We start from the raw sequence: 10,496 nt of genomic DNA on the forward strand, positions 1-10,496 counted from the left end.
GATATTTTATGTAAAAACGGGGCTGGAAATAATCCAACCCTGTTTTTAATTTGCCGACTAATCCAATTTAAATAATGTCGGTCATTAACGATTCAACTAATTCGGCGACACTGGATTGCTCGTTGATTTCATTGATACCAATATTGACGCTGATAACGCCTTGATTAAAGTCGGCCTCTAGCATGCCGGGACGCATCCCACCGTGCTGCCGAATCAGTGTTTCAGTATCTTTTTGAGGATCAATTCGATACATGTCAGCATAGCGTAACGCTGCCGGAGTCTTTAGCGAGCGCCGGATTGCAGAGACACGGACCAAATCATCAAAATTGGAACGAATAACATATTTTTTAACCTCATCGGCCATTGGTGATTCGTCGGTAACTAAAAAACGGCTTCCAATGTAAACGCCGGCTGCACCTAATGCAAGGGCGGCCTTAACACCGCGATGGTCGTTAATGCCACTCGCTGCAAGAACTGGAATATTAACGGCGTCAACGATTGCTGGAACAATTGTGAAAGTTCCGGCTTCTTGTTCAGGCAGTTCACCGCCTTCGTCACTACCGGTTGCGACAAGAAGATCAGTACCAAGTTTTTCAGCTAGTTGAGCCTGTTCAATTGTTGGCGTACTTGGACGAAAAATTAGAATTCCGTCATGTAACTTAATTTGTTTGAAAAGCTCCTCGTGAGCCTCACCAACCACGACAAAATGCGTAACGTTCTCTTCATAGGCCATCTGAAGCAATGCGTCTGTAAAAATAGCGTCTGACAAACTTTGTCCAGAACGGGGAGCAACAATGTTAATCCCGAAAGGTTTAGTCGTTTTTGACTTCACTAGTTGGATTTGTTGGCGCATCCGATTCGCCGTTTCCTCTGGGCTAGATGTTACATCTCGCTGACCGGCGTTTAACCCAAGTACACCGAGGCCACCAGCTTCACTGACGGTAGCCACTAGGTTTGCATCCGTCATCCATGACATGGGTGCCTGAACAAGGGGATACTTAGTTTGAAGAACTGTTGTTGCATTATTATTACGCATGATTAATAAATATTCCCTTCCACTATCGTTCACATTTAAAGAAGTGAACTTACTTTAAGTTTTACATTTTTCAATGCACAAGGGCTATAACACTTTTTAAATAAAATATGTAAATTATACTTATTGAAAACAAAAGTTGGGACTTATGTGTGTTGAAAATTGGTGGATGGGAAAGGGGATGTTTCTAATACTTGGTGCTATTTTTCATATTAAAATGATGATATTTAATAGTTACGCTTAAATATAGAATAATCATTTAATTTTATATTTTATGACCATAACTATATGTTAGCAGCTCTTTGAAATATTTGACGAACTGCCAAAAAAGCCAACTTAGTTTTTACACTAAGTTGGCTTTTTAACTTGTACATAACCAAGATGATAGGCGAGCTAAAATCTTAGCGAGCGGTCGAACCGTCCTTTCCTTACTCAGCATATTACATGGATTAAATGTGTTTTTCAAGTATATAGTATAAATTGAAGAGTGCTTAGTAATTTATTAAAGCATTGAGAATGTTATAAAAAGTAGATAAATTAGCAGCAGCCATTGCCCTTTACGAGGCGCGAGAAAAAGCGGGCTTAACTCAATCCGCTTTAGCAGAGCGAGCACATACGACACAGTCAACGATTGCCAGAATTGAACGAGGGGACAACGTTCCTTTTGAAAAGCTGTCTCAAATTGCTAACGCATTGGGCAAGAAAGTTAAGATCTCGATCGTTTAAACATTAATAATTATTGCAAGGTCTTAGCAGTAATCAGCTGTTAAGGCCTTTTTTGCGTCCAGAAAGAAAGTGCGCACAAAATCGTAAGAAGGGTGCAGAAGAAAGAGCATTTTGGCGTTTAAGATCTTATTAAAGCTGACATGCAAAAGAGATGACTGAAAGTTCAATAGCTTTTTGATGGTTGCATATCACGCACTCTAAAGATTGAACATCTAACACATTTTAAAGTGTAAGGTGATGATTAACCGTGCTTTGTAACAGTTTAGTAAATAAAAAAACTGCTACTCAAAACGAGTAACAGATATCCCTTACCTACCGCAACTATTTAGTTTTATTAGTTTGATGAAAAATGAATATCATCAAAATAGATTCAATCAGAATTGATAAAAATTAAAACCTTATTATATCAGCGTGTTCAGGGTTTACCGCAATTAACGTGTGCTTATCAATGGATCCGAACGGACTTGAACCGTCGACCCCCTGCATGCGAAGCAGGTGCTCTCCCAACTGAGCTACGAACCCGTCTATGCATTTATCATACCACTTTTAATTAAAAAATTGATATTATTATGTAGGAAAGTTAACATTAATGAATAGTATTTTGTGCCAGCAGGGATAAGGAGCGTTGTGGAATGAAAAAAAGTACAAAGTTCATATTGGCAGGTCTTGGAGCAGCCGCAGTGGGTGTGACTGCTGGAATGGGAATTGGCGGTTACATTAGTTTTTTGGTTGGAATAAAAAATACCGATAAGGCCAAGATGAAGGCCATTGAACGTTCTCAAACACAGGATAATAATGCGTTTAACGTTGAATGGTTTGAAAATCTGCATCCCGAAGAAATTACAATGCTAAGTGATGATGGCTTACAATTGAGAGCGTCATTTCTGCGCCAACCACAAGAAACCGGCCATACCGTGATCTTAGCGCATGGGTACCATCACGCGCGAATGCAAATGATTCCTTATGCAAAAATCTTCTATAACATGGGTTACAACGTATTGATGCCAGATGCGCGTAGTCATGGCCAAAGCGAGGGTAACTTGATTGGCTTTGGCTGGCTAGATCGACGTGACTATGTTCGTTGGGTGCAACGTGCGGTACTACTAACGCATCCGGACGAAAAGATTGTCTTAATGGGAATTAGCATGGGGGCGGCAACGGTAATTGCGGCTGCTGGAGAAACTGATATTCCATCTAACGTGGTTGCCGTTATTGAAGATAGCAGCTTTAATCGACTGGACAAGCAGTTCCGGCACCGTTTGAAGCGATACTATCATTTGCCATCACAGGAGTTAGCACCAATCGCCAGTGCATTGACTAAAAAAGAGGCTGGTTATTCATTTAAGGAAGCTAATATTCAAGAACAAATAAAAAAGGTTAAGGTTCCAATCATGTTTATTCATGGGGAATCAGACCGCTACGTACCAATTGAAATGCTGGACGACTTAGTAGAAGCAGCACGTGTCCCAAGCCGAGTTTATCTCGTTGACCGCGCCGACCATGTTCAATCTTTGCCAACGAATCCAAAGCGTTATCAGGAAGAAATAAAAATTTTTTTGGAGAAATACGTGAACGAGGATGGACGAAAAAACTAACTACTACTTCATTGTAAATAAATGGGCCGGAGCACGACATTCAGTGCAAACATGGGATAAATTGCATCAGTATTTACTTCAAAATGAAGTTCAATTTGAACGAGCTATCACGGAATATCCCAAACACGCGACAGAATTAGCACAAAAATTTGCGGATGAACACCCGACAAACTGGGTGATCGTGGCACTTGGCGGGGATGGAACCCTACTTGAAGTGCTAAATGGAGTGCAGCATTCAAAAAATAAAATTCCGATTGGCTACATACCAGCCGGTTCCGGCAATGACTTTGCGCGGGCGGTTGGACTGGCACGGGATCCCTACCAAGCGCTACAACAATTAATTCAAACTACAGCACCGATCGAACTCGATGTGGGAGTATATCAGGATCAAAATAATCAAATTGAGCACTATTTTAGTAATAACATTGGCATCGGATTTGATGCGAACGTGGTGTATCAAGCTAACCGTGGTCAGAAACTCAAGCTTAGCAAGTGGCATTTGGAGTCGGCAGCGTACGCTTCAGCACTTTTAAAAACACTCATAACGCAAAAAGGATTCCCATTAAATATTACAATTGATGGTGAAAAATATGAATTTCCGAACGCCTTTGTGGTTTCACTAACGAATATTAAATATTTTGGTGGCGGAATCGGAATTGCGCCATTAGCGCAGATGACGGACGGAAAAATTGACGTAGTAATCACTGAAAAACTAAATATTTTTCGTTTTATTCGTCTGTTTACCAAACTTCTGATTAATGGAAAACACCTTGAGATGTCGAATGTGTTTTTCAAAACGGGTCGGCAGATTCAAGTACAGTCCTTCAGCGCAGAACATGGACAAGTTAACGGTGAGGATCTGCCTAAACAAAATTTTGATCTTAAGATTTGGACTACAAAACAGAATTTTTGGTTTACTAACCAAATTTGAATGATTGTTTCACGTGAAAATTTCAAACGAATTCGATTCAAATTAATTAGTTGTCAAAAATTAATGAAGCTGGTATGATAAATATATCAAATAAGGACTTACAAAAAGTAAGTCTACTAAATCAAAGGAGAGCTTTCAGATGGGTAATCAAGAAAATTTATCTAACGAAGAAATTTTTGAAACAATGAATACCGGCAAGAAGATGCTATTTTTTACCGCTGGGTGGTGCCCAGACTGTGCCTTCATTAAGCCGGCAATGCCAGATATCATGAAAAAATACGATCAATATGACTGGATTACAGTTGACCGCGACGCTAACTTAGAAGTTGCTCAACACTTTGGCATCATGGGAATTCCAAGCTTCATCGCACTTGAAGATGGTAAGGAACTTGGTCGTTTTGGTAAAGGCGAACGCCGCACACCAAAGGAAGTTGAAGACTTCATTCAAAGTATTGCTTAATTTAAATAAATTCAGACTCAGGGACGTATTTATAATTCCTGAGTTTTTTTATACTAAAATTTTGTAAACGTTGAAAAATATTTTAAAAAACCGTAACAGTGTTGATTTTTAGCAATATCTTGGAGTATTATCGATTTATAATCCAAATTTGGGAGGAACTGTATGTCATTATCACAATTAGAGACGCTTTTGTTTTGGACAGCAATTATTATTTATGGAATCACTCTATTAATTGTGGTTATGTATTATTGGAACACGCGTTATAAAGGTAGTAATTATCTTCGAAATGATGAAATTCCATTGCGATATTTTATCCAAAAACAGGTTGATGGTAGTGGAAAAACAATTGGATATGAATGTTTATTAAGAACCCAAAATGAGCAAGGAAAATGGGTTTTACCAAAAGATTTAGAATCACTTCCTTTACAGAGGGTGATTTTTCTACTGGAAAAGACCTTTGAGTCTTTATCAAACGAGCATTTAACCGTTTCAATAAATTTGACATACAACCAAATCATGAGTCGTGATTTTCGGTATTTTGTTCGATGGGCAATTACTAAAGTTGCACCCATGCGGTTTGCGGTTGAATTTTCGGCTGATGAATTAAATCGTAACTTTAATAAGCGCCGGCTCCGTCACCAAATTCAAATGGGACGTAGCTACGGGATGCGATTTGCGATTAATAACGTGGGATCATCCCTTAATGATTTGAAGAGAACGGAGTGGCTACTTCCGGAAACTGATATTCTAAAGGCATCAATGAGCAGTTTCCGTAAAGAAAGTCCCGATGAATGGTTAGATTTAAATTTACAATTTTGGAATAAATTGGCTAAGGAAAATCAAATTGAATTAATTCTGGTGGGAATTGAAAACGATGAAGATGAACAGCTAGCCGAAAAGCTACAAATTGACAGTCGGCAGGGGTATCTATTTGGCCGCCCAGAGAACATTCAAGAAAGAACGGTAAAAAATGAAAGATGAAAAGCAAAGGCAACAACTTTATACAGATGAGTACTTTGAAAAGGGGCACATTCTTTTAAAAATCTGGCAAACAATCGTCGCTATTTTTGGATGGCTGTGTGTATTTATACCGCTTGTTATTACGATCACTTCGTTTTGGGCAGCGTATAATCCCAAGATTCCTCATATTTGGTCCTATGATGAAGGAATTTTTGAAATTAAATTTATCGCCGTTATTTTACTTTTTTCGTTTGCGATGGCGAGTTTATTTGCCGTTAGCATGACGCTTATTCAAAACCGACGCCGAGACCGGCTAGTAGAACAGTGGCCGACGTTTAATCCGATTAATCAAAAGAAACGTGAAAATGAGCTAGGGAAATTCATGGATGAACGCTTCGGGCCAAAGGATTTTCGAGAAAACGTTCGTTATTATGAAGTGCAACCGGAACAGAATTTGGATACGGATCAAATTAAGTCAATTTATAAAAAATCCAACCTGGATGATTTAGGATAGGATAAATATATGTCCTCTGTTTTTATTGATAGTTTATTTAAAGATAATCTAGTTGGTACGATTATCAATATTGCTCTTCTCATCCTGTGTTTATATCCGGTGATTGGAGCGTTCTTTTGGTTTTCAGGTTCGCTATCGTACCGTTTTTTCAAAACACATAAACGAGATGATGATTGGGAAATTATTCCAGTCGATCGCCAACCGTTAATAACCATCATGATCCCAGCTCATAATGAAGAAATAATGATCGAAGAAACGATCACCTACCTTTTTGAAGAATTAAACTATACTAATTTCGAAGTGCTGGTAATGGACGATGGTTCCACGGATAAAACTGGAGAAATTTTAGCCCAGTTAAGGGAGCGGTATCCCCGCTTGCGGACGGTAAAAATCCTAAAAAATAAGGGTAAGGCCCACGCGTTTAATATTGGAATGTACTTTGCGAAGGGCGAATATATTTTAAGTAACGACGCGGATACAATTCCTGAACCGGATGCCTTGATGAAATACATGAACTTTTTCATGCGAGATAAGGATATGAATACTTCGGCAGTGACTGCCAACATGGATGTCCAAAATCGAACAAAAATTATTGGAAAAGCGCAAACGGTTGAATTTTCCAGCATCGTGGGTGTAATTAAGCGTAGTCAAACGGCAGTTAACGATTCGATGTATGCTTATAGTGGTGCCAATACTCTATACAAAAAAGATTTTCTGATTGATGTCGGTGGGTTTAGGCAAAATCGGGCTACGGAAGACATCAGTATTGCATGGGATCATCAGATGATTGGTGCAGTTCCGCGGTTTGCCCCGAATATTGTCTTTCATATGAACGTACCGGAATCAATTAAGGAACTGTACCACCAGCGGAAACGATGGGCTCAAGGTGGGACAGAAGTTTGGTTAACCAATATTAAAAAATTCCTGTTTCATCCGATTAAACACCGTTATCAAATGTCAATGTTTATTGATTCCACTCTTTCCATTCTCTGGTCATTCTTTTTCATGATTACAACGGTCATATTTGCAATTGCCATGCTGGTGTTTCTTTTTACGGGAAACTACGAGCGATTATTTCATGGCTTTGTGATGTCATTTATCTTTGTATCATTTGAGATTATCGCGGGATTCATGCAGCTGTTGGCGGCTTTAATTTTGGATCACCATGCGGCTAAATTAAAATACGTCATTTTTGCCCCGCTGTATATGCTGTTCTTCTGGATGGTCAATCCGATTACGGTGGTGATGACTTTTATTCCGGCCGTCAAAACCATTTTTGGGTTTGGTTCGGGAACGTGGAAAAGTCCAGAGCGAACGAAAATGCAGAAATAAACATGACTTCGTAAAGATACATCTCAATCGCGAAAAAATAAATTATCTTAATTTAAAAACATGTTCCGTTTTAATCGATGGAACATGTTTTTTGTGTGCGCTAAAAACTATACATTCTGAAATGAGTGGCGCAAAATAGTTGATGAAAAGGCTTTCTATTTGGGAATTTTATAACAGAGAGGATGTTTATTTATGGCGAAATTACCAGAAAATTTTTTATGGGGTGGCGCAGTTGCAGCGCATCAACTCGAGGGAGCATGGCAGACGGATGGAAAAGGGATGAGCGTGGCAGATGTAATGACTGCCGGCGCCAATAATGTTCCGCGTGAAATTACGGATGGTGTAATTCCAGGTAAGAACTATCCTAATCATGAAGCAATTGATTTTTATCACCATTATCGTGAAGATGTAAAAATGTTTGCTGAACTAGGGTTAAAGGCTTTTCGAACATCGATTGCATGGACCCGGATTTTTCCTAACGGTGATGATGATCAACCAAACGAGGCTGGATTAAAATTTTATGATGATTTATTTGATGAATGTCTAAAATACGGGATTGAGCCTGTTATTACGCTTGCCCATTTTGAAATGCCATATCACCTTGTCCAAAAATATAATGGTTTTTCAGATCGTCGAGTAATTGATTTGTTTGTTAGATTTGCAGAAACCTGCTTTAAACGATATAAAGATAAAGTTAAATACTGGATGACTTTTAACGAGATCAATAATCAAAGTATGTTCAACAATGATTTTTTGATGGCGACTAATTCGGGCCTGATTTTTAAAGGAAACGAAAACCGAGAAGCGGCAATGTATCAAGCGGCGCACTACGAGTTGGTGGCGAGTGCTAAGGCAGTTCAACTTGGTCATGAGATTAATCCCGATTTCCAAATTGGATGCATGATTAACTTTACGCCACTCTATCCTTTAAATGCTGCACCAAACAACATTATGCTGGCGGAAAAAATGATGCAAAGGCGCTACTGGTTCTCAGATGTCCACGTTAATGGTGTTTACCCAGACAATATCGAAGCATATGTCACAAGAAAAGGCTATCGGCAGGATATCACAGAAGAGGATCGAGCAGTTTTAAAGGCTGGAACCGTTGACTATGTCGGATTTAGTTACTACAATTCGCATACCGTTGCGCTACCTGAAGGAAAATCGATTGATGATGATCTCGTACCAGAAGATTTGATTGCTCAAAATCCTTACGTTAAAGTTAGCGATTGGGATTGGCCAATTGATCCGGTCGGACTACGCTATTCGCTAAATTGGTTAAATGATCGCTATCACTTACCACTCTTCATTGTTGAAAATGGATTGGGAGCATACGATAAGGTTGAGGAAGATGGTAGTATTCACGATCCATACCGAGTGGAATACTTGCGTGCACACATTGAAGAAATGGAAAAAGCCGTTGAATTGGACGGAGTCAACTTAATGGGTTACACACCTTGGGGCTTTATCGACCTTGTATCGGCTGGTACAGGACAGATGTCGAAGCGTTACGGATTTATATACGTTGATAAAGACGACGACGGAAACGGGACATTGAAGCGCTCTAAGAAGGATTCCTTTGATTGGTATCGAGAAGTGATTAAATCGAATGGAGAAAACCTCTAGCCCCGTTATATCGAAATGATTATCAAAGTCATTATCTTTTTCAGTTGTTGTCGCGTTTGTAAAGCCTTCCAATGTGATAAAATGATGGTAGATAACGAATACATCTGAGAATTGGGAGGGCGAACTATGAAATACTATGACCAACACGTGCATACAAACTTTTCATTTGATTCGAATGAAAAAATGGAAAACTACATGAAATTAGCAGGAGATAACTTTGTAACAACGGAACACCTTGAGTTTAATAACCCTGATGCTAAAAATAATGATAGTATTCCAGACTATACAAAGTATGTCGCTGAGATCGAAAGATTAAAGAAACAAACTGGTAAACGCATTTATAAAGGTGTCGAAATCGGGATGTCGGCGGGTCAAGAAGACAAAATCAAAGAATATTTGGCCCACCATACCTTTGATATCAAGTTGCTAAGTTTTCATCAGGATGGAAAGAAAGATTATCTTGATGATGTAGTAACCCATATGGATCCGTTAAAAGTGACGGATGACTATTACCGACTGATGTGGAAAGGTATCAACGCGTTTCACGATGCGGACGTTCTAACCCATTTTGACTACGGAGTTCGGAAATTGAATTTGACTTCAGGTCAATTTTCGACAACTGCGGGTGTACTTTTGACCAATATCTTTAAAATCGCGATTCGAAATGACATGGCTTTTGAATTAAATACTAAGAGTATGTACAAGTATCATAATATTGGATTGTATGATTATGCCATTGAGATTTATAAGCAATTGGGTGGAAAACGATACACAATTGGATCGGATGCGCATGAAGTAAGTTTTTATGAGGATCACTTCCGGGATGCAGTTGAGATGTTAAAGGCGCATGATATTCATCATGTAAATGTCTTCCGTCAGGGAGCAATGACGGTAATCCCAATTGATGATGTAATGGAAGATATCTAAATATATTAGTAATACAAGAAGAAAACAAAAAAGTTGAGCAATCGTGATGCGGTTGCTCAACTTTTTATTCTATGAGTTATGGCCGGGATGACCAGTTTTTGAATGATCAAAATTTGCATACGTATTATGTAGGATAATTTAATTGATATGTTGAGAATTGAAACAAAAACCTTTGTAAGCGGAAGTTGTTTTCAAAAAACGATGTCGATTTTTTCAAGAGAATTACAGGGTTTCGGGGCTTTTCTGATAGCTAATTAGCAAAAATGAAATTAAATGTAACAAAAGTGTTGACGACTTTTAAAAATCAGTGTATAGTATATTTCTGTTGTCACGACAGATGACTTCGACCAACAGCCTAAGCTTTGAAAGTTACTTAAATCAAACTTTTAAAA

The 10,496-nt window shown here is 38.7% G+C and carries 9 protein-coding genes, 1 tRNA gene and 1 pseudogene; 9 read left to right on the plus strand and 2 right to left on the minus strand.

All coding sequences use genetic code 11. The annotated features are described in order from the left end of the window. Positions 1 to 67: 67 nt before the first annotated feature. Positions 68 to 1,036, minus strand: a complete 969-nt coding sequence (locus IV81_RS04430; protein WP_057802635.1) for a DUF561 domain-containing protein — start codon at positions 1,034 to 1,036, stop codon at positions 68 to 70. A gap of 531 nt (positions 1,037 to 1,567) precedes the next feature. On the opposite strand from IV81_RS04430, the pseudogene IV81_RS09215 reads away from it, so the two are divergent. Then, positions 1,568 to 1,759, plus strand: a pseudogene (locus IV81_RS09215) (helix-turn-helix domain-containing protein); the annotation flags it as partial. 449 nt (positions 1,760 to 2,208) lie between these two features. Here IV81_RS09215 and IV81_RS04435 read toward each other — a convergent pair. Then, a tRNA-Ala gene (locus IV81_RS04435) sits at positions 2,209 to 2,281 on the minus strand. A gap of 110 nt (positions 2,282 to 2,391) precedes the next feature. Between IV81_RS04435 and IV81_RS04440 the strand changes: the two genes are divergently transcribed. From IV81_RS04440 to IV81_RS04475, 8 genes are all read left to right on the plus strand, one after another. Next, positions 2,392 to 3,354 carry an alpha/beta hydrolase gene (locus tag IV81_RS04440; RefSeq protein WP_057802636.1) on the plus strand — a complete coding sequence of 321 codons (963 nt, stop codon included), beginning with the start codon at positions 2,392 to 2,394 and terminating at the stop codon, positions 3,352 to 3,354. Beyond that, a complete protein-coding gene (locus IV81_RS04445; protein WP_057802637.1) occupies positions 3,338 to 4,285 on the plus strand; it encodes a diacylglycerol/lipid kinase family protein in 948 nt (315 codons plus the stop codon). Before IV81_RS04440 ends, IV81_RS04445 begins: the two co-directional genes overlap by 17 nt. Positions 4,286 to 4,424: 139 nt before the next feature. Next, entirely contained in the window at positions 4,425 to 4,745 is a 321-nt protein-coding gene (locus IV81_RS04450; protein ID WP_057802638.1) for a thioredoxin family protein, read from the plus strand. A gap of 162 nt (positions 4,746 to 4,907) precedes the next feature. Further along, positions 4,908 to 5,726: an EAL domain-containing protein gene (locus IV81_RS04455; RefSeq protein WP_057802639.1), complete on the plus strand. Its 819-nt coding sequence runs from the start codon at positions 4,908 to 4,910 to the stop codon at positions 5,724 to 5,726. Further along, positions 5,716 to 6,219, plus strand: coding sequence for a hypothetical protein (locus IV81_RS04460; RefSeq protein WP_057802640.1), 504 nt, complete (start codon positions 5,716 to 5,718; stop codon positions 6,217 to 6,219). Before IV81_RS04455 ends, IV81_RS04460 begins: the two co-directional genes overlap by 11 nt. A gap of 9 nt (positions 6,220 to 6,228) precedes the next feature. After that, positions 6,229 to 7,551 carry a glycosyltransferase family 2 protein gene (locus IV81_RS04465; RefSeq protein WP_057802641.1) on the plus strand — a complete coding sequence of 441 codons (1,323 nt, stop codon included), beginning with the start codon at positions 6,229 to 6,231 and terminating at the stop codon, positions 7,549 to 7,551. 192 nt (positions 7,552 to 7,743) lie between these two features. Then, complete coding sequence (locus IV81_RS04470; RefSeq protein ID WP_057802642.1) at positions 7,744 to 9,177, plus strand: 6-phospho-beta-glucosidase; 1,434 nt, start codon at positions 7,744 to 7,746, stop codon at positions 9,175 to 9,177. A 126-nt stretch (positions 9,178 to 9,303) separates the two neighbouring features. After that, on the plus strand, positions 9,304 to 10,104 hold the full coding sequence (locus IV81_RS04475; RefSeq protein ID WP_057802643.1) for a PHP domain-containing protein: 801 nt from the start codon (positions 9,304 to 9,306) through the stop codon (positions 10,102 to 10,104). Positions 10,105 to 10,496 lie beyond the last annotated feature (392 nt).

This window comes from Pediococcus stilesii (assembly GCF_001437075.1).
GTDB classification, from domain to species: Bacteria; Bacillota; Bacilli; order Lactobacillales; family Lactobacillaceae; genus Pediococcus; species Pediococcus stilesii.

Coding starts and splice junctions, on each gene's coding strand:
- IV81_RS04430 (WP_057802635.1), bottom strand. CDS start 1,036: ATGCGTAATAATAATGCAACAACAGTTCTTCAAACTAAGTATCCCCTT.
- IV81_RS04440 (WP_057802636.1), top strand. CDS start 2,392: ATGAAAAAAAGTACAAAGTTCATATTGGCAGGTCTTGGAGCAGCCGCA.
- IV81_RS04445 (WP_057802637.1), top strand. CDS start 3,338: ATGGACGAAAAAACTAACTACTACTTCATTGTAAATAAATGGGCCGGA.
- IV81_RS04450 (WP_057802638.1), top strand. CDS start 4,425: ATGGGTAATCAAGAAAATTTATCTAACGAAGAAATTTTTGAAACAATG.
- IV81_RS04455 (WP_057802639.1), top strand. CDS start 4,908: ATGTCATTATCACAATTAGAGACGCTTTTGTTTTGGACAGCAATTATT.
- IV81_RS04460 (WP_057802640.1), top strand. CDS start 5,716: ATGAAAGATGAAAAGCAAAGGCAACAACTTTATACAGATGAGTACTTT.
- IV81_RS04465 (WP_057802641.1), top strand. CDS start 6,229: ATGTCCTCTGTTTTTATTGATAGTTTATTTAAAGATAATCTAGTTGGT.
- IV81_RS04470 (WP_057802642.1), top strand. CDS start 7,744: ATGGCGAAATTACCAGAAAATTTTTTATGGGGTGGCGCAGTTGCAGCG.
- IV81_RS04475 (WP_057802643.1), top strand. CDS start 9,304: ATGAAATACTATGACCAACACGTGCATACAAACTTTTCATTTGATTCG.